The sequence below is a fragment of the Brevibacterium sp. 50QC2O2 genome (genome assembly GCF_024580675.1).
GTDB lineage: Bacteria > Actinomycetota > Actinomycetes > Actinomycetales > Brevibacteriaceae > Brevibacterium > Brevibacterium moorei.
On the sequence record NZ_JANIJZ010000007.1, the window covers coordinates 23610 to 41905 of the forward strand.

Genomic DNA, 18296 nt, shown 5'->3' on the forward strand with positions numbered 1-18296 from the left:
TCATCCTTCCTGTTTCCCAGTCCGCGCCCGCCGCATACCGGGGTGGGTGATGGGAACTGATTTCAACAGTTTCTTGGTGTACTCGTGTTGCGGATCGCCGAAGATCCGGTCCGGGGTTCCCTCCTCGACCAGTTCCCCCTTGTACATCACGCCGATGCGGTGGGCCATGTACCGAACCACGCTCATATCGTGCGAGATGAAGAAGTAGGTCAGGCCGGTGTCCCGCTGCAGCCGGCGCAGCAGATTGAGGACTTGGGCCTGGATCGACACGTCGAGTGCGGACACCGGCTCGTCGAGGATCAGCAGGCGAGGATCCACCATGAGAGCGCGGGCGATGCCGATGCGCTGCCGCTGTCCACCGGAGAATTCGTGTGGGAACCTTCCAGCGTGTTCGGCCCCGAAGCCCACCTGCTCCAGGCTCTCCAAGACCCGTTTGCGGATCACCTCGGGCGAGCGTTCGCCCACGATCTTGAGCGCTTCGGCCAGAATCGTCCCGATCCTCCGCCGCGGATTGAGCGAGGAGTAGGGGTCCTGGAACACCGTCTGGATCTGCCGGCGTTCGGTGATCGACCGGGATTTGCCCAGGTCGATCTCCCGCCCGTCGTAGACGACCGTGCCCGCGGTGCGTTCCTCCAGACCCTGGATCATTCTGCCGGTCGTCGATTTTCCCGAACCGGACTCGCCGACCAGCGCGTAGGTCGTCCCGGCCGGGATGTCGAAGCTGATCCCCTTGACCGCGTGGTTCTCCCGGCGTTTCGAAGAGAACGGATTGTGCGAGGAATAGACCTTGTCCAGGTCCTTCACCTGCAGTAGCGGCGTGGTCCGAGCGGATGCGGAATACGTGGATTGCGCGGTGGATTCTGTCATCGGGCTGTTTCCTTCCCCGCGGCCTGCTCGTCCATTGCCGCGATCTCCTCGGCCCTGATGCAGCGCACCCTGTGGTCCGGGGAGATCTGCCGCAGTTCGGGCACCGCGGCCCGGCAGGCCTCGGTCGCAAAGGGACAGCGTGCGGCGAACCGGCAGCCGGCCGGCACATTGTTCAACGTGGGCACGGTCCCGGGGATGACCGGCAGGTCGACCTCCGGATCCGTGTCCAGCGCCGGAGTCGAACGCATCAGTCCCTGCGTGTAGGGATGGACAGGTTTGTCGAACAGGGTCATCACATCGGTGTCCTCGATGACCTGGCCCAGGTACATGACGATGACCCGGTCGCACACCTCTGCGACGACGCCGAGGTCGTGGGTGATGAAGACGGTGCCCGCCGCGTATTCCTCCCGCAGGTTCAGGATCAACTGCAGGATCTGTTCCTGGGTGGTGACGTCCAAGGCGGTGGTCGGCTCATCGGCGATGAGCAGTTCCGGATTGCACGCCAGTGCCATGGCGATGACGACGCGCTGCCGCTGCCCGCCGGATAACTGGTGTGGGTACTGGCGCAGCCGCTCGGCCGGTTCCGGGATTCCGGTGCGCTCCAACAGTTCCAGGGCCCGGTCCATGGCCTGCTTCTTGGTCACGTCCTCATGTGCCAGGATCGTCTCCGCCAGCTGGTTGCCGATGGTGAACACCGGATTGAGCGAACTCATCGGGTCCTGGAACACCATGGAAATCCGCCCACCACGGTAATCGCGCATCTGGGCTTCGGAAACCTCCAAGAGGTTCTGTCCTTTGAAGGTCACACTGCCGGAGTACTCCGTGGTGTCGGGGTCCTGCAGGCGCATCAGCGATTCGGCTGTCACCGACTTACCGCAGCCGGATTCCCCCACCAATCCCACGATCTCACCGGGACGGACCTTGAACGAGACTCCGTCGACAGCGGTGACCTGCCCGGTCTCGGTTGTGAACCGGGTCCGCAGGTCGTCTACTTCGAGTACGAATGCCATCGGTCACTTCCTCGTCTTGTTGTGCGTCGGGTCCAACAGGTCGCGCAGGCTGTCGCCCAGCAGGTTGACGGCCAGAATGGTGACCATGATGAAGGCTCCGGGGAACACCGTCATCCACCAGGAGTTGAAGATCAGGGTCTTGCCGTCGAGGAGCATATTGCCCCAGGAAGCGGCAGGCGGCGGGACGCCCGCGCCCAGGAAGCTCAGGGCGGCCTCGGTGATCAGCGCATCGGCGAAGATGAAAGTCATCTGTACGACCAGCGGGGACAGGATGTTCGGGGCGATGTTAATACAGATGATGCGGAACAACGAAGCCCCCTGGGCTTTCAGCGCTTCGACGAAGGTCTGTTCCTTCACCACCAGAGCCGTCGACCGTACGATGCGCGCCACGTAGGGGGTGAAGACGATGCTCAGGGCAATGATCACATTGGACGTCTTCGCGCCCAGCGCGGCCATGATCGCAATGGCCAGCAGGATCGCGGGAAAGGCCATGAGGCCATCGCAGATGCGCATGATGATGGCGTCGGCGACCCTGTTGTACGCGGCGATCAGTCCCAGGAGCCCTCCGATGAAGCCGGTGATCAGGGCGGTCACAATACCCACCAGGAGGGATACTCTGGCACCTGCGATGACCCGGGAGAGGACATCACGGCCGTAGTTGTCGGTGCCGAACCAATTGGCTGCGCTGGGCGCGGCCAGACGGTTGATCGGATCGATCTCCATCGGGTCCTTGGCCAGCAGCGGGCCGATGAGGGCCAACAGCACCATGAACAGGAAGATCGCTGCTCCGGCCACGGCCATTTTGTTCTTGCCGAATTTCCGCACCAGCAGGGAACGGCGGCTTCTCGACCTGTTGAGCCGGTGTGCGGAACCGGTGGTCATTTCAGTACTCACTGGTTCACCTCATGCCATCCGGACCCGGGGGTCCAATATGCTGTACAAGACGTCGACAATGAAGTTGATGACCACATAGACGACCGCGATCAGCAGGACCACGCCCTGGATCACCACGATGTCGCGGCGTTCGATCGAATTGACGATGAGCTGGCCGATCCCGGGAATGCTGAACACCGTTTCGACCACGGCGGCCCCGGCCAGCAGGGTGCCCAGGGTCTGTCCGATGGTCGTGATGATCGGCAGCGAGGCATTCTTCAGCGCGTGCTTGTACACGATCTTGTTACCCGCCAGCCCCTTGGCCTTAGCGGTCTTCATATAGTTCTTCGACAGGGTCTCCAGCATGGAGGTACGCGTCATTCGGGCGATCAGCGCGGCCTGCATCAGCCCCAGTGCGACGGCCGGCAGAGCCAGATAGCGCAGGGTCTCCAGCGGCCCGTCCTCCAGGGCCCGGTAACCGGCCACCGGGAACCAGCCCAGCAGCACCGCGAAGATCAGCATGAGCAGCAGGCCGATGAGGAAGCTGGGCATGGAGATGCCGATCATCGCCCCGGTCATAAACGACTTGTCGCGAATCGCGCCTGCGTGACGGGCCGCCATGATACCGGCGGGCACACCGATAACGATCGCGATGATTTCGGCCAGCAGGGCCAGGTTGACGGTCGGCGCCAGCGCGGTGGCCAAGATTTCGGTCACCGGGCGGTGGATGAAGACGGACTCACCCAGATCCCCGGTCAGGATATTGCCCAGCCAGGCGAAGAACTGCACGAACAGTGGCTGGTCCAGACCAAGATTGGCGCGCAGCTGTGCGACCTGTTCGGCGGTCGCATTGGGACCGAGCATCACGGCCGCGGCATCACCGGGCATCATGTGGATGAGTGTGAAGGTAACGATGGCGACGACCAGCAGCACAGGTATCAACGCCAGTAATCGCCGTATCAGGAATCGTGCCATTGGTCCTCCGTCTGCCCCGGGTGTCCGCACCGTCCACACACGGGCGTTGTGTGAGCGGCGTTCACCCCGTGGTCGAACCATGGAGTTGCCCCACCGCACGCAATCTGTCGAATAGATCACAACCCTAGGGAAACCTGCATGAATTCCGCCAACTTTTGACAGGAGATGTAGATTAGCGACAGCGACAGGCACTGGAATCGAGATCAAGGGAGGGTGCCAGTGGCGGAATCCGGCTCACGCACCGATCAAAAGATCATAGAATCCTTGCATATCGATGCCCGCGCTTCCTGGCAGAAGATCGCAACCGCCCTGGGCCTGCACGAACGCTCCGTCGCGCGCCGTGCCCAGACCCTGCTGGCCTCCGGCGCACTGCGCATCCGCGCCATCACCATTCCCGCCCGTGGGGCCATCGTGCTGGGTAACTGCGGACTGGGACAGGCCCGAATGGCCAGTAAGGCCCTGTGTGCCCGACCGGAGACGATGTGGGCACACATCACCACGGGCACCTACGATCTGATCGCGGACGTCGCGATCTCACCGGAACAGGAAGTCGACTTCTACCTCGACGAGATACCGGCGCTGGCCGGCCTGGCCCAGGCCCAGACCCTGCCAGTGCTCGAATACCTGCGCACTGCCCGCAACTGGCGCCCGGGGATCCTCAGCACTGCCGAACGCTCCCGGATGCTGGTGGGGGTGCCCGCACCGGTGGACCTACACGTGGGCCCAGGCGTTGATCTGGACCAGCGCGATCTGGCCCTGCTCGCAGCACTCCGCGAGGACGGCAGGCGCACTTTCGAGGAACTGGGCCGCATCATCGGGATCTCCGACGTCACCGCCCGGCGACGCGTCGAGGCCCTGCGGACCTCTGGCATCCTGCAATTGCGTGCGGTCTTCGACCCCAGCCTGATCGGCAAGGACGCCGAATACATATTGGTGTGCAGGACCCACCTCAGTCAGGTCGCAGCGCTGAGCGCAGAACTGCGAGCCGACGACTCGATCAAGTACGCCGTGCGAATCGCCGGGCCCTGGCAGTTCCTCATCAAGGTCGACCTGGCGCACCGCAACAGCCTCGATGAGTTCTTAACAGCAGCGCCCTGGGCCGGCCGGATCACCGATGGCGATACCTTCATCGCGATCCACACGGACAAGCGCAACGCCGTCTCGTTGACCTGACCCTGGTCCGGCAGCGGGCTACGCCATCGCCCAGGGATCGACGGGGGTACAGCGGGCGGCTCGGCCCAACCCGTCCAGATGCCAGCCGTAGACCTTCGTGTTCCCGGTGACGATCCGGGCATCCACGACTCGGGCCCCGGCATCCACCCGGGCCAGTTTGTTGAGGAACCTGTCGCTATCCGGCAGATCGCGCAGACCGGCGACCACGATGATGTTCGCCGCCGAGGTGGTAGCGGTACAGAATCGCGTCTCGATCCAGCCGCCCACAGCCTCGGCGACAGCGGCCGACCGCAGCACCGGCACCTGCAACAACACCAGGATGCCCACCTGGTAGTCGAAGTCGGGGCGGGCCACATCGCACCGGAAGATGACGCTGTCGTGCTCGGTCAGCCCGGCCAGTTGCCGGCTCACAATGCCGGGCGTCGTATCCAGGCGGCGGGCCAGTTCGCGCACGGGAACGCGGGCATCCCCGGCCAGCTCCAAGAAGAGGGGACGCAGGTCGACAGTGGGGACCGCGACTTTCCGCGGTTCCCTGTCCCCGGGTGGGGTCCCTGCGACCAGGGCCTCGGCCGTGGGCACCTTGAGCAGGCCCTGCCGCCAGCTGACGCCACCCGATATTCGGTGGAACAGACTGACCCGTACCCGGTCGGCCAGATCGAGTTCCGGCAGGTTCTGGTAGACGCGGCGCAGAACTGCGGGCAGATCGATGCCCAGGATGATCACGAAGATGTTGAAGTCCCCCGTGGTCAGTCCGATCGTGATGACATCGGGGTGTTCCGCCAACGCCCCTATCAGGGTGGCGTGGTCGTCCGACCAGCAGCGGATCTCCAAGAAGGCACCCATCGACACCGCAGGGTGCAGGGCCACGCCCGACCACGCCAGGCCCGAGCTCCGCAACCGGTGCCAGCGCCGCGAGACCGTCGCCTCGGAAACACCAACGCGTTCGGCGATGACCGACCAGGGAGCCCGCGGGTGGAGCTGGATCGCATCGACGATGTCGAGGTCGACCGGGTCCGTCGCCCCTGACTCACTGTCTTGACTTTCATGGATCATTCCTGCATCACCTCGTATTCCAGCGTGTTTTTCATGCAGTGTTTTGGCATATTATCAACCTTCTTGCACATTATGCACTGCATCACTTCCACCGTTAGAGTTAGTCCGGTTCCCCGCCCAACTTCAATCCTGGAGGCCCTATGAGCACGCCTGTGGCGAAGCAGCAAATCGCCGAGACGCCGGCGGAGAAGGCCGTCTACCGCAAGGTGACACTGCGCCTGCTGCCGTTCCTGATGATCTGTTATCTGTTCGCATACCTGGACCGGACCAACATCGGGTTCGCCAAGCTGCAGATGCAACAGGAGATGCCGTTCCTAACGGAAGCCGTGTTCGGCCTGGGTGCAGGAATCTTCTTCCTGGCATATGCGTGCCTGGAGATTCCCAGTAATATGCTCATGCACCGGATCGGCGCCAGGAAAACGATCACCCGCATCATGCTGCTGTGGGGCCTGGTGTCCGCCGCAATGCTGTTCGTGAACAATGAGGTCTCGTTCTACATCATCCGGGCACTGTTGGGCATCTTCGAGGCCGGTTTCGCCCCTGGCGTCATCCTCTTCTTCACCTATTGGTTCCCCGCCAAGCGGATGGGCCGAGTCGTGGGACTGTTCGCCATGGCGGGTCCCCTGGGCTCGATCCTGGGATCGTCGACCTCCGGCCTCATCATCGAACTGACCCACAACGCCTGGGGCCTGTCCGGCTGGCAGTGGATGTTCCTCATCCAGGGCCTGCCCGCCGTACTGCTGGGCGCCCTGTTCTGGTTCCTCATCCCGGACAACCCGCTGCAGGCGAAGTGGTTGAACGCCGATGAGAAGAAACTCATCACCACCAAGCTCGAGGAGACGAAGGAGCGCCACCACGATTCCAAGTTCACCGACGCGCTGAAGAGCCCCGCCGTCTACGTCATGGCGCTGGCCTACTTCGGCATCATGTGCGGCATCTACGCCGTGAGCTTCTGGCTGCCGACCATCCTGCACAACGGTGGACTGACCAACAACATCACTCTGGGCTTCGCGACGGCACTGCCCTACCTCCTTGTCCTTCCGGTCCTGTGGTTCCTCACCAAGGGCTCCGACCGCACTGGCGACCGCTTCTGGCGCTCCCTCATTCCCACGGTCGTAGGGGCGCTGGCCCTGGTCGTCGCGGCCTATGCGTCCTCGATTTTCGCCCTGTCCTATATCGCGCTGTGCATTGCGGTCTGCGGAGTCTGGGCCGCGTACACGATCTTCTGGGCAGTCCCGACGACCACGCTGGGCGGGACCGCGGCAGCCGGCGGCATCGCCTTCATCAACACCTTCGGCATCCTGGGCGGTTTCGTCGCCCCCACCATCATGGGATTCGTCCAGGACGCCACGGGCTCGGCCCAGGGCGGTCTGATGACGATGGTGGTCCTGCTGGTGATATCCGCAGTGGCCATCATCATCCTGCCCAAGGTCATGAAGAAGCCGATGTAGCCGCCCGGCCGAGGTCCTGCGCCCGGCCGGCCGGAGCCTCGGCCACTGACGGAAACCCCACTGTGTAAAGGAGAGCATCACGTGAAAACCCTCATCACTGCGGCCCGCGTCATCGATGGCACCGGACGCGCACCCTTCGTAGCCGACGTGCTGATCGACGGCCAGAAGATCGAGGCCATCCGCGAACCCGGCACCTTCACCGGCCTGGCCGACGTCAAAACGGTATCCGCCGACGGAATGGTGCTCTCACCCGGCTTCATCGATACCCATGCCCATGCCGACAACAGCCCACTGCTGGACAAAGACGACACCTCGAAGATCATGCAGGGGTGCACGACCGAGGTCAACGGCAACTGCGGATTCTCCCTGGCGCCGATCGACCCTTTGCACGAAGACGGCTTCTACACACTCGTCACTCGGATCTTCCCCGCCGCCAAGTACGGCTGGCGGTCCTTCGCCGAATACAAGGCGGCGATGAACCAACACGAATACGTCACGAACTTCGCCACCCTGATCGGGCACAATACCGTCAGGGTGGCCGCCATGGGCGATGAGATGCGCGCCCCGGACAAGACCGAGATGCGCACCATGCAGCACCTGGTCGACGATGCGATCGAAAACGGCGCCGGCGGGCTGTCCTCCGGCCTGATCTACCCGCCCGGAGTGTTCTCCGAACCATCCGAACTCGTGACCCTGGCGTCGAATCTGCCACCCACCGCGATCTACGCCAGCCACATGCGTTCGGAGAGCCATCACCTGATGGACAGTCTGCGGGAGACAGTGCACGTGGCACAGAACGCCGGCATCCGCTGCCATATCTCGCATCTGAAGTTCGCCGATCGGCAGTCCTCGTCCCAGATGGCGACCGCGCTGGAATACCTGGACGCACAGCGCACGGCCGGGCTGCCTGTCACCCAGGACATGTACCCGTATTCCGCCGCCAGCACGATGATGACCGCGCTGTTGCCGCCGTGGATGCACGACGGCGGGGCCCAGAAGCTGTTGGGGCGCTTGAAGTCCCGCGAACTGGTCCGGCGCGCCGGCGATCAGATCGCCAGTTCCGAGGCCACCTTCGAGAACTATGCGCGTACTGCGGGCTGGGACGGGGTGATCGTCGCAAGCACGGGCTCGCATCGTTATGAAGGCGAATCCGTCGCGCAGATAGCGGCGACGATGGGTGTCGAACCGATCGAGGCCGTCGCGCGCATGCTCATCGACGAACAGCTGCACATCACCGTCATCCTCTGGGCCATGCGCGAGGAGGATGTGGCCCTGGGCCTGCAGCACCCCTTCACGATGATCGGCACGGACGGGCTGCCGGTGGGCACCGGCGGCAAACCTCACCCGCGCGGCTACGGTTCCTTCGCCCGGATGCTCGACCACTACGTCCGCCGGACCAAAGCCGTCGACCTGGTCGATGCCATCCGCAGGATGACATCCCTACCGGCACAGACCTTCGGCCTGGAGGGCCGCGGTGTGGTGGCCGAGGGCGCCTTCGCCGATCTGGTGCTGTTCGACCCGGACACCCTGACCGACAATGCGACCTTCGCCCACCCGACTGACGCCCCTGCCGGACTGTTCGACGTATTCGTCGCAGGTGAGCACGTCGTGGACCGAGGTGCCTGGACCGGACGGCGGGCCGGCAAGTTCCTGGCGGCGCGGCACTGAGGGGCTGAAGGCTCTCTACTTCTTTGGACTGTCTATTTCAGATTCCACTGTTTGAACAGTGGAATCTGAAATAGACAGTCCAATCTTCTATACGATCGGGAGCCGGTGAGCCACCGGCGCTACCCCATCTCGAACTTCCCACGCAGGAAGTCGGCGAGCTCGGCATGGGTGCCGACCCAGACGTCCTCCTTGCCCAGGGCGTGCTGGATGACGCGTTCCACCGCTGAGATCCGTGACCGGTGCCCGCTGATGTGCGGGTGCAGGGTCAGTTCGAAGACTCCGCCCTCCGCATAGGCCATGTCGAATTCGTCCTTCCATATCTGTTCGACATCGCGCGGCGGCGTGTGCGGGCGGATCCCGCCGAACCGGTTCATGGAGAAGTACGGAGCGTCATCGCGAATCCATTCACAGGGGATCTCGACGATCCCGGTGGGAGTCCCATCGGCCAGGATCTCGTAGGGTTCTTCATCGGCCATCAGCGAGGCATCGTAGACGAAGCCCATGTCCCTGATGACCTGCAGAGTCGAATGGGAGAAGTCCCAGGAGGGTGTGCGAATCCCCACGGGCCTGGTACCGCTGAGCTTTTCCAGGTTCTCAGTCGCCCGGCCGATCAGATCGAGTTCCGCTTCATAGGGCAGTTCTGTATTGCGCTCGTGGATCCAGCCGTGCACCCCGACCTCGTGACCGCCGGCGACGAAGGCCTCGATGTCCTGCGGATGGAGCAGTGCGGATACGCCCGGGGTGTAAAACGTGGCCTTCACACCGTTGCGCTCCAGCATTTTCAAGACCCGTGGAACCGCCACCCGGCTACCGTATTCGCCCACCGACAACGAGCCAGGCGTGGTCTGATTGTCCCGTAGGAACGGCGTCTCGTGGTCCGCATCGTAGGTGATCATCACAGCGCACTTCGCGCCACCGGGCCAGCGGCTCGCAGGGTCGGGATCGACCAGTGCGCGCCCGGCCCTGACCCGATCCACCTCGGCCCGCCACACGGGTTCGTCCCACTGCCACGGTTCGCGGTCGGCCAGCTGTTCATCGATCGAATCACTCATCGGGTTCCCCAGTCCTCATCGTCGCCTTATGCATGATTCACATCATATGCGGGTGCGGTCTGAGCGCGCCAAGGCGCCACCGGTCACAGCAGAGTCCGCATCGCACAGTAATGTGGTGCCGAGTACGGTCGTGGGCTCGCACGGTAGCGTTCACCCGGCCCGTCTTGCACTTGTACAACATTACTTGCAGGAGGCCACCAGATGACGACTCCACCCTTCACCGGCTTCGATGGGAAGAAAGCCCTGATCACGGGAGCGGCCGACGGCCTGGGCAAGGCCGTCGCCGACGCCCTGCACGCCGCCGGCGCCCAGGTCTGGGGCACCAGCCGCAGTGCCGAGACGACCGCGCAGATCTGCGCCCGCTACGGCACCGAGCCGATCCCCGGCCTGGACCTGTCCCGGCCACAGGACATCGCCTCGTTCGCGGATGCCGTCGATGCGGTGACCGGTGGAATCGACCTGCTGGTCAATAACGCGGGCGTCAACGTTCCCAAACCCGCGCTGGAGATCACCGAGGACGACTGGGACACGGTCTTCGACATCAACGTCAAGGGCACCTTCCTGATCAGCCAGGCCTTCGCACGCACGTGGGTGGGCACGAAGACACCCGGTGCGATCGTGAATATGGCATCGCAGGCGGGCATCGTCGCGATCGAGGAGCGCGCCGCGTACGGCTCGTCCAAGGCAGCGCTGATCCACCTGACCAAGCAGTTGGCCCTGGAGTGGGCCCAGTACGGTATCCGCGTGAATGCGGTGGCTCCGACCTTCGTGAAGACTGCGTTGACGGCCAGCACGCTGGAGCGCGGGGCCTGGGCGGATGAGCTCCGGTCCCGGATTCCGCTGGGCCGCTTCGGTGAGGCCTGCGAGGTGTCGGGTCCGACCCTCTACCTGCTCAGCGATGCCGCGTCCCTGGTCACCGGCACCACCCTGGTGGCCGACGGCGGATACACGATCCGCTGACCCCGTAGTCGGACTCGGTTCTCCAGGTCCTCAGCTGCGATGAGGACCCGCATTCGGAAGGAAGGCAGAGAGCGTTGCGAAGATCGATGAGGCTCTTCACGCCGGCACGTTCTCTGGACGAATCGCAGACGGCCGAACTCCTGGCCTACCGCGAGCGCGCCTATGCGAAGCTCTCTCGCAATTGTGCGCTGAACTGGGCCCGGCTCCCGGCTTCAAGTAACGGGTCGGGCAATCACGACCGACGATCATTGGGGCGGGTTCACGTGGTCGTCGCAACTTCCAACGAGATCGACATCTCGAACAGGATCCCCCGGTTTGTAATCCTCGCTCTACAGAGCGAGGATTACAAAGTCCGCAGGTCGGCGCTGAGCTTCGCGTTCGCCGGGATCCATGCGATCACACGCATCGATGGTCATCTGGCAGGAGGTGCCACCCCCGCGATGGCTATGCGGCGGGGGTTTGAAGGAGACAGCGCCGTGGCCGCACACCTTGAAAACTGTGCACCGAGCCCTTCGGATTGCGCTGGAATTCCAGCGCAATCCGAAGGGCTCGGTGCACAGAAGCTCAGCGACGCACCCGCTCGGGGGTATCACTGCGCCCATACTCCTTGATCCACCCCAATTTGCCAGCGGCAACATACAACACGAACGCAACGACCAGCGAGTTGATCGCAGGGATCCCCCAGGTCACGAAGAAACCGACGGCTGATGCGATGGCCCAGATGATGAGCGTTAGCGGAATCCAATTCGGCTGTGTCGCAGGCACCAGGCGCTCCGTATGAGCTACGTCTATCTCGCCACGCCATTTCTTCACGATGAAGTACTCCGCAACCATGATTGCCGCGACCGGAGGCATAAGCACGCCCAGCACGCTGAGGAACGTGGTGAAGTGATCCAAGATGCCAGCAGCTCCCAGCACCGAACCAAGAACACCCACGGTTATGGTGACGGTCTTGCGATCGGCGTTTCGACCGAAGATCGCTGCGATGAAATTGATGATACCGAAGACCGACGAATACAGGTTGATGTCGTTGATTTTGATCGTGCCCATGATGATGACCAGCACGCCGATCCACCCGACAGACGACAGAATGATCGTCGTAACATCGGCAGAACCCACTGCATGAGCGAGAAGGACACCAATCAGGCCGATGAGGTACTCGCCTAGGGTAATTCCCAGGACCGTCTGCTTAACGACATCGGCAGAGCTCCGGTTGTACCGGGTGATGTCTGAATTGATGACCGCACCGACAATGAATCCGCCGGCGACCAGACCAGTGCCCTGAACCAGGTTCATCTCGGGTCCAGGCGGCGCGGAGGTCAGCAGCTCACCAAAACTGTGCCGGCTCAGCTCTATCGCTGCGGCTGCCAAAGCCAAAACCAAGAAGAGAGGGACAGCGATATAGGCGACACGAGCAATCATCTTGAACCCGAAGACGACGACCACCGTGATTGCAAAGCCAAACAATAGAGCCCACAGCCATTCGGGCATTACACCTACAGTCGAGGCCAGTCCCTCAGCCGATACCCCGGATTGAATCCCGAACCAGCCGATAGAGGAAATCGCGATGACAGCTCCGACTACTGCTGCTCCACCACGCCCGAACCCCGTCCATCGGGTCAGAATCGAGGTAGTCAGGCCGGTGCGCATTCCGATGATGCCCACCATGATCGACACGACTTGCAGGATGACGGATCCCAGCGTGATGGCGACAAATGCCTTCCAGAACGGCATCCCGAAACCCAGGGTGGACCCGAGCAGGAACTGACTCAGGGCCGAAACTTGGCCAAATTTGGTGACCGCAATAGGAAACCAGTGCTTCCGTGCCCGATCTGGCACTGGGGTGTCAGCATAGTCGCTGTCAAAGTCGTCGGTCGATATGCTCTCTGGTGGATTTGATGATGCCATGGTCTTCTCCTTCGACTCCAAAGCTTGGCGAGGTGCTCAGCTGCGGGATTTCGGCCGAGGTGCGTGATACGCCAGGGAACTGGGTTTGAGGTTCAGTCGGATCGCACTTTCCAATGCCACAATCGCAGCCCCTGTTGGATCCAGGACTGGGATCGGGCCGTCGGTTGACAAGCGCTCTTGAAGCTGAGCAGCGACACCGATCATGCCCGTACAGCCCAGGATGAAGGCTTCTGCCCGATGCTGCACAATCTGGTCACGCGCAGCGGCCTCCAAACGGTCCAGCAGCACATCGTGTTGGTCGACTTCTAATACGCCCATATCTACGCTGGTAATGGCCACGATCCGATCCCGTAATCCGTACGATCCGACCCGCCGGTCGATACCTGGCAATACATCTGGCAAAATGCTGAGGATCCCGATCCGATCTGCCATTCCCAGCGCGCTATGCACTGCCGGCTGGAATCCACCGAAAATCGGGATCCGTGCGATCTCTCGTGCTGCGTGAACTGCCGGTTCTGCGAAACAAGACACGAAGATTCCGTCGACGCCGTCGGTTACTGCCCGCGACACTTCGTTCAGGATGGCCGGCAGGGCCAGGGCTTCGTCATAGTCAGACTCGATCGATTCCGGCCCATGGGCGATCTGCACCGTGTCAACGACAGTGCCAGGACTTGCCCAGCTCTTCGCCTCGACTTCAACGGGACCCAGCAGCTTCTGGGCTGTGATGGGCAAGATGACGCGTAAATGCATGTAATTCTCCCTGCTGTGGAGTCGGTCGTTCTTCTACCAGCACTTCGTGACACTAGTCACCCCGCAAGCTCGACGAAATGTGCACACTGCATACTGCTCGCTTTAGAACTGCCACTGTGCACAATGACCATCCTCACTCCAAGGTGGCACAGTGGCAGGGATTGCACATCACCATTGCGCATGACGAATGCACTTGCGTTGAGGATCAAGGAAGGCCCCAGATGAGAATCGGTATCGACGTAGGCGGCACGAACACAGACGCTGCCCTGCTGGACGGCGGACAGGTCGTCGCCGGCGTCAAACAGTCGACCACCCCGGACGTGACGAGTGGTATCACCGCAGCTTTGGAAGCGCTGAAAGCAGAACATAACTTCGATGCCGCACAGATCGACGGCATCATGATAGGCACTACCCATTTCATCAACGCCCTGGTAGAAGCCAACCGACTGGCACCCACAGCCGCCCTGCGGCTGGGCCTACCCGCGACCTCGGCGCTGCCCCCGCTGATCGGCTGGCCTGAGCGCCTAGTCAAGGCGATTGCCGGCCGCGCCTACATGGCTCACGGTGGATTCGAATTTGACGGCCGCCCAATTTCCCCCTTGGATGCCGACGAGCTGCGTGAACACGCCGCAGACATGCGCGCGCATGGCATCCGTTCTGTTGCTATCTCCTCAGTGTTCTCGCCCATCAACGACCAGTTCGAACTCGACGCAGCCAGGATCTTGGCCGAAGAGCTAGGCGAAGGGGTCGCACTGTCGCTGTCGCACCAAATCGGCCGGGTAGGCCTGCTAGAGCGCGAGAACGCGACGATCATCAATGCTGCACTGCGGGAACTGGCCGATAGCATCGTCGGACGATTAGAGGAGACTCTGCAGAGCTTGGGCTATTCCGCGCCGCTGTTTCTCAGCCAGAACGACGGCACGCTGATGGACTTGGCGTATGCACGGCAGTATCCGGTAGCAACCTTCGCCTCCGGTCCAACTAACTCGATGCGTGGGGCCGCAGTTACGTCGGGGCTCGCCACATGCGCCGTCATCGATGTTGGCGGAACCACCAGTGATGTGGGGGTTTTGACGAACGGGTTCCCTCGCGAGGCCACCACCGAAGTCGAAGTCGCCGGTGTGCGAACCAACTTCCGTATGCCCGACGTCTTGTCGATCGGCATCGGAGGTGGTTCCATCATCACAGTAAACGGCGAACCCACCGCTGGAACCCAGCAAGTCGCGCCCGAATCCATCGCCGTAGGCCCTGAGTCCGTGGGCTACCGCCTGACTAGCAAGGCCTTGGTATTCGGCGGCGACACCCTGACAGCTACGGATGTGGCCGTAGCCGCCGGACGTGCCGCTGTAGGCGACCCAACGAAGGTCGCCAACCTTGACCCTGACTTCGTCGCGGCCGTACTCGACCAAATCGGTCACCGGGTCGCTGACACTGTGGAGCGTATGAGGACTTCCGCCGAGCCGCTGCCCGTCGTGGGCGTCGGCGGCGGTGCGATCCTACTGCCCGACGAGCTTCCCGGCTTGGGGACGGTCTTGAAACCTGAGAACTCTGGCGTCGCCAACGCAATTGGGGCCGCCATTGCCCAGGTTTCAGGGGAGATCGACAAAGTCTTCTCCATCGCCCCGGGGACCCGTGACGAGGTAGTCGCCGAGGCCAAGGGCGAAGCAACCAGCCGTGCTATCGCGGCTGGTGCAACCGCTGATACCGCCACGATCGTCGAATTCGACGAGGTTCCCCTCCCCTACCTGCCCGGTGGTGCCACCCGTATCCGGGCCAAGGCCGTAGGCGACCTCTCGCTGGCGGAATGACCATGGCACATTCAACACGCACCGGTCCCGGCGATACCGCCCACCTAAAGTATCTGCCAGCCACGGGTATCGCGGCCGCAGACTGCCTGCCAATCGCCAAGGGCGCCGCGATTCTGGGTACAGGCGGTGGTGGGGACCCACACATCGGTCGACTGTTGGCCGAAGCGGCCCTGCGCGAGCACGGACCCGTCGAAGTTGTGGCACTGACCGATGTTCCTGACGATGCATGTGTCTTTCCCGTTGGAATGATGGGCGCGCCCACCGTTATGGTGGAGAAGTTGGCGGCCGTCGGACAATTCGCCGAAGCTGTACGAACCCTGGCTGCATACAAAGGGATTGTGCCCACCCACATAGCCTGCATCGAAGCCGGGGGAGTGAATTCTTTGATCCCAGTGGCAGCCGCCGCAGAGCTCGGCCTGCCGTTAATCGACGGCGACGGTATGGGGCGGGCATTCCCAGAGCTGCCGATGGTTTTACCGACAATCTTCGGCGTGACTTGCGCACCTATGGCCATGTCCGATGAGAAGGGTAATTCGATCGTCTTCGAACCGGCAGACAATATCTGGGCAGAACGCCTGGCTCGCACTGCCACTGTGGAGATGGGCTGTTCGACTATCATCAGCCAATATTCCATGACCGGGGTCCAAGTGAAACAATCGTTCGTGCCGAATACCCTGTCGCTTTGCCATGAATTGGGGACCGGACTAATTGCGGCACGTGCTGCGGCCGGTTCTGGAGCCCCCGGTGTGGTCGACAGACTAGGTGGTGTAGTGCTGGGTGCGGGAAAGATCGTCGATGTTGAACGACGGACCACGGCAGGTTTCGCACGAGGCCGAGCCACTGTCGATCTGTCATCGGACACCACCATCACTCTGGATTTCCAGAATGAGAACATAATCGCGACGGTCGGAGACGAGATCAGGGCCACCGCGCCGGACCTCATCATCTGCTTGGACAGCGACACTGGTGAAGCGGTCACCACGGAGGCTCTGCGCTTCGGGACCAGGGTAACTGTCATAGTCGCTCCCGCCGATCCACGCTGGCATTCGGAACCGGCGCTTGACCTCGTGGCGCCTCGTTGCTTCGGCTACGACCTTGACCCCGTCCGAGCGCGCTTTCCCGCCACCCATAATTTCGCGGCCGGACAGCCAGGCACCTCGGCGACCTCAGATTTCGAAGGAGATATTTAATGACCTGGCAACTTACCGTCGACGATTTGGACGATCTGGCCCGCGGCGCCACTCTACTGGGTACCGGTGGTGGGGGTGACCCGTATATCGGGCGGCTCATGGTCCAACGCGCTATCGAACAGAACGGTTCCATCACCATCATGGACCCCGACGAGCTACCCGATGAAATCACCGTTATCCCCACGGCACAGATGGGAGCACCGACGGTGATCATGGAACGAATCCCGGCAGGTACGGAGCCCGTGGACGCGCTGCGCGCATTGGAAAAGTACACCGGTCGTATAGCGGAAGCGACCATGCCTATCGAATGTGGTGGCATTAATTCAATGATTCCGCTGTTGGTCGGAGCTCAGACGGGCTTGCCGGTAGTCGACGCCGACGGTATGGGTAGGGCCTTCCCCGAACTGCAAATGGAGACATTCAACGTCTATGGTGTGCAGGGCTCCCCCTTGGCAATCGCCGACGAAGTCGGCCATTCTTTCATCGTCGACACTGCAGATGACACGCCCAAAATGGAATGGCTGGCCCGAGGGGCGACAATCCGGTTGGGCGGAGCCGCTCATATTGCCGAATACACGATGACCGGGAGGCAGGCAAAGGATACCGCGGTACCACGTACCATTACTCTGGCACTCAAAGCGGGGCGCGCACTACGCCAGGCACGTGAATCCCATGGTGATGTCATCAGCATCCTGTCCGCGGCACTCAACGATACCCTGTACAACAAAGTTGTACCTCTGTTCGAGGGCAAGGTCGTTGACGTCGAACGGACAACAGACCGGGGCTTCACTCTGGGGCATGCACTTTTCACAGCAGACGATGGCGGCGAACTGCGAATCACATTCCAGAACGAGAACCTTGTCGCGGTACGTGATGGGCAGATAGTAGCTGGTGTGCCCGACCTCATCTGTGTCTTAGAGGCGGATACCGCCGAGCCCATCACCACCGAACGCCTGCGGTTCGGCCAGCGAGTGCGAGTCATCGGGATTTCTACCCCCGACATGATGCGCACGCCGGAGGCCTTGAATGTCTTCGGCCCATCTTGCTTCGGTCTGGATCACGAATTCGTTCCTGTCGAGGACAGCGCCGTACGCTGAACTCATGGATGTTCACGTTGGGGCCCTCGCCCGTGGCTGCACCTTCCTGGGCAGCGGCGGCGGGGGTTCCACCCGTCTGTTGGAGCTGTACCTATGTGCTCACGGTGTCGAGCGGGTTGATTTGCGTCAGTGGCAGATCGGAGACGATGTGGCAGCCTTGGTCTTGGTCGGATCTGTAGACGTGTTCGCCGAGATGTTGCCAGGCGGAGCTGAAGCCGGTTCTGCGCTGCGAGCATTGGAACGCTGGACGGACCGAACTTTTACCGGTGTCGTCCCGTTCCAAGTCGGTGGCCTCTCTACCCTGGTCGCCGTTCACTGTGCTCTAAGCGAGGGGTTGGACCTGGTGGATGCGGACTTGGTAGGACGCGCCACACAGAGACTGGGACAGGGGTCCTTATACGCTCCGACAGGCGGAGTGTCAGTTGGCTTCAGCGGTGCACTGGGCGAGGTTGGAGCACTGT

Annotated in this window: 15 protein-coding genes and 1 pseudogene; 8 read left to right on the forward strand and 8 right to left on the reverse strand. The window is 62.2% G+C overall.

Going from position 1 to position 18296, the window contains the following annotated elements; genetic code table 11:
- The 4 genes from NQ038_RS07395 to NQ038_RS07410 are packed head-to-tail and all read right to left on the reverse strand — an operon-like array spanning position 1 to position 3725.
- Positions 1-867: an ATP-binding cassette domain-containing protein gene (locus NQ038_RS07395; protein WP_257062239.1), complete on the reverse strand. Its 867-nt coding sequence runs from the start codon at positions 865-867 to the stop codon at positions 1-3.
- The gene (locus tag NQ038_RS07400) at positions 864-1877 is read right to left on the reverse strand and encodes an ABC transporter ATP-binding protein (RefSeq protein ID WP_257062240.1); all 1014 of its coding nucleotides are present in this window, start codon (positions 1875-1877) and stop codon (positions 864-866) included. The genes NQ038_RS07395 and NQ038_RS07400 overlap by 4 nt, the downstream gene beginning before the upstream one ends.
- Before the next feature lie 3 nt (positions 1878-1880).
- Positions 1881-2771 carry an ABC transporter permease gene (locus NQ038_RS07405; protein ID WP_257062241.1) on the reverse strand — a complete coding sequence of 297 codons (891 nt, stop codon included), beginning with the start codon at positions 2769-2771 and terminating at the stop codon, positions 1881-1883.
- A gap of 9 nt (positions 2772-2780) precedes the next feature.
- Entirely contained in the window at positions 2781-3725 is a 945-nt protein-coding gene (locus NQ038_RS07410) for an ABC transporter permease (RefSeq protein ID WP_257062242.1), read from the reverse strand.
- Between the two features lie 219 nt (positions 3726-3944).
- Here NQ038_RS07410 and NQ038_RS15605 point away from each other — a divergent pair, with 219 nt between their 5' ends.
- Positions 3945-4898 (forward strand): AsnC family transcriptional regulator, encoded by a 954-nt coding sequence (locus NQ038_RS15605; protein ID WP_257062243.1) that lies wholly within the window; start codon positions 3945-3947, stop codon positions 4896-4898.
- A gap of 18 nt (positions 4899-4916) precedes the next feature.
- On the opposite strand, the gene NQ038_RS07420 is transcribed toward NQ038_RS15605, so the two are convergent.
- Complete coding sequence (locus NQ038_RS07420) at positions 4917-5951, reverse strand: Lrp/AsnC family transcriptional regulator (protein ID WP_257049574.1); 1035 nt, start codon at positions 5949-5951, stop codon at positions 4917-4919.
- 152 nt (positions 5952-6103) lie between these two features.
- Here NQ038_RS07420 and NQ038_RS07425 point away from each other — a divergent pair, with 152 nt between their 5' ends.
- Together NQ038_RS07425 and NQ038_RS07430 are read left to right on the forward strand one after the other, a co-directional pair.
- Positions 6104-7402 (forward strand): MFS transporter, encoded by a 1299-nt coding sequence (locus NQ038_RS07425; RefSeq protein WP_257062244.1) that lies wholly within the window; start codon positions 6104-6106, stop codon positions 7400-7402.
- A gap of 81 nt (positions 7403-7483) precedes the next feature.
- Positions 7484-9070, forward strand: a complete 1587-nt coding sequence (locus NQ038_RS07430) for an amidohydrolase family protein (RefSeq protein ID WP_257062245.1) — start codon at positions 7484-7486, stop codon at positions 9068-9070.
- 119 nt (positions 9071-9189) lie between these two features.
- Here the strand turns inward: NQ038_RS07430 and NQ038_RS07435 are convergent, their stop codons facing one another.
- Positions 9190-10122, reverse strand: coding sequence for a polysaccharide deacetylase (locus tag NQ038_RS07435; RefSeq protein WP_257062246.1), 933 nt, complete (start codon positions 10120-10122; stop codon positions 9190-9192).
- Between the two features lie 201 nt (positions 10123-10323).
- On the opposite strand from NQ038_RS07435, the gene NQ038_RS07440 reads away from it, so the two are divergent.
- Positions 10324-11082, forward strand: a complete 759-nt coding sequence (locus tag NQ038_RS07440; protein WP_257062247.1) for an SDR family NAD(P)-dependent oxidoreductase — start codon at positions 10324-10326, stop codon at positions 11080-11082.
- Between the two features lie 564 nt (positions 11083-11646).
- On the opposite strand, the gene NQ038_RS07445 is transcribed toward NQ038_RS07440, so the two are convergent.
- Together NQ038_RS07445 and NQ038_RS07450 are read right to left on the reverse strand one after the other, a co-directional pair.
- A complete protein-coding gene (locus tag NQ038_RS07445) occupies positions 11647-12990 on the reverse strand; it encodes a cytosine permease (RefSeq protein ID WP_257062248.1) in 1344 nt (447 codons plus the stop codon).
- A gap of 36 nt (positions 12991-13026) precedes the next feature.
- Positions 13027-13740, reverse strand: a complete 714-nt coding sequence (locus NQ038_RS07450; protein ID WP_257062249.1) for an aspartate/glutamate racemase family protein — start codon at positions 13738-13740, stop codon at positions 13027-13029.
- A 221-nt stretch (positions 13741-13961) separates the two neighbouring features.
- Here NQ038_RS07450 and NQ038_RS07455 point away from each other — a divergent pair, with 221 nt between their 5' ends.
- From NQ038_RS07455 to NQ038_RS15610, 4 genes and pseudogenes are all read left to right on the forward strand, one after another.
- Complete coding sequence (locus NQ038_RS07455; RefSeq protein ID WP_257062250.1) at positions 13962-15548, forward strand: hydantoinase/oxoprolinase family protein; 1587 nt, start codon at positions 13962-13964, stop codon at positions 15546-15548.
- A 2-nt stretch (positions 15549-15550) separates the two neighbouring features.
- Positions 15551-16738, forward strand: a complete 1188-nt coding sequence (locus NQ038_RS07460) for a DUF917 domain-containing protein (protein ID WP_257062251.1) — start codon at positions 15551-15553, stop codon at positions 16736-16738.
- Positions 16738-17835 carry a DUF917 domain-containing protein gene (locus NQ038_RS07465; RefSeq protein WP_257062252.1) on the forward strand — a complete coding sequence of 366 codons (1098 nt, stop codon included), beginning with the start codon at positions 16738-16740 and terminating at the stop codon, positions 17833-17835. The genes NQ038_RS07460 and NQ038_RS07465 overlap by 1 nt, the downstream gene beginning before the upstream one ends.
- Before the next feature lie 4 nt (positions 17836-17839).
- Positions 17840-18223 (forward strand): annotated as a pseudogene (locus tag NQ038_RS15610) (DUF917 family protein); the annotation flags it as partial.
- Between the last annotated feature and the right edge of the window lie 73 nt (positions 18224-18296).

Bases quoted from the DNA above. Each gene is read 5' to 3' on its own strand.
- NQ038_RS07395 (WP_257062239.1), bottom strand. From the start codon at position 867: ATGACAGAATCCACCGCGCAATCCACGTATTCCGCATCCGCTCGGACC.
- NQ038_RS07400 (WP_257062240.1), bottom strand. From the start codon at position 1,877: ATGGCATTCGTACTCGAAGTAGACGACCTGCGGACCCGGTTCACAACC.
- NQ038_RS07410 (WP_257062242.1), bottom strand. From the start codon at position 3,725: ATGGCACGATTCCTGATACGGCGATTACTGGCGTTGATACCTGTGCTG.
- NQ038_RS07420 (WP_257049574.1), bottom strand. From the start codon at position 5,951: ATGATCCATGAAAGTCAAGACAGTGAGTCAGGGGCGACGGACCCGGTC.
- NQ038_RS07435 (WP_257062246.1), bottom strand. From the start codon at position 10,122: ATGAGTGATTCGATCGATGAACAGCTGGCCGACCGCGAACCGTGGCAG.
- NQ038_RS07440 (WP_257062247.1), top strand. From the start codon at position 10,324: ATGACGACTCCACCCTTCACCGGCTTCGATGGGAAGAAAGCCCTGATC.
- NQ038_RS07445 (WP_257062248.1), bottom strand. From the start codon at position 12,990: ATGGCATCATCAAATCCACCAGAGAGCATATCGACCGACGACTTTGAC.
- NQ038_RS07450 (WP_257062249.1), bottom strand. From the start codon at position 13,740: ATGCATTTACGCGTCATCTTGCCCATCACAGCCCAGAAGCTGCTGGGT.
- NQ038_RS07455 (WP_257062250.1), top strand. From the start codon at position 13,962: ATGAGAATCGGTATCGACGTAGGCGGCACGAACACAGACGCTGCCCTG.
- NQ038_RS07460 (WP_257062251.1), top strand. From the start codon at position 15,551: ATGGCACATTCAACACGCACCGGTCCCGGCGATACCGCCCACCTAAAG.
- NQ038_RS07465 (WP_257062252.1), top strand. From the start codon at position 16,738: ATGACCTGGCAACTTACCGTCGACGATTTGGACGATCTGGCCCGCGGC.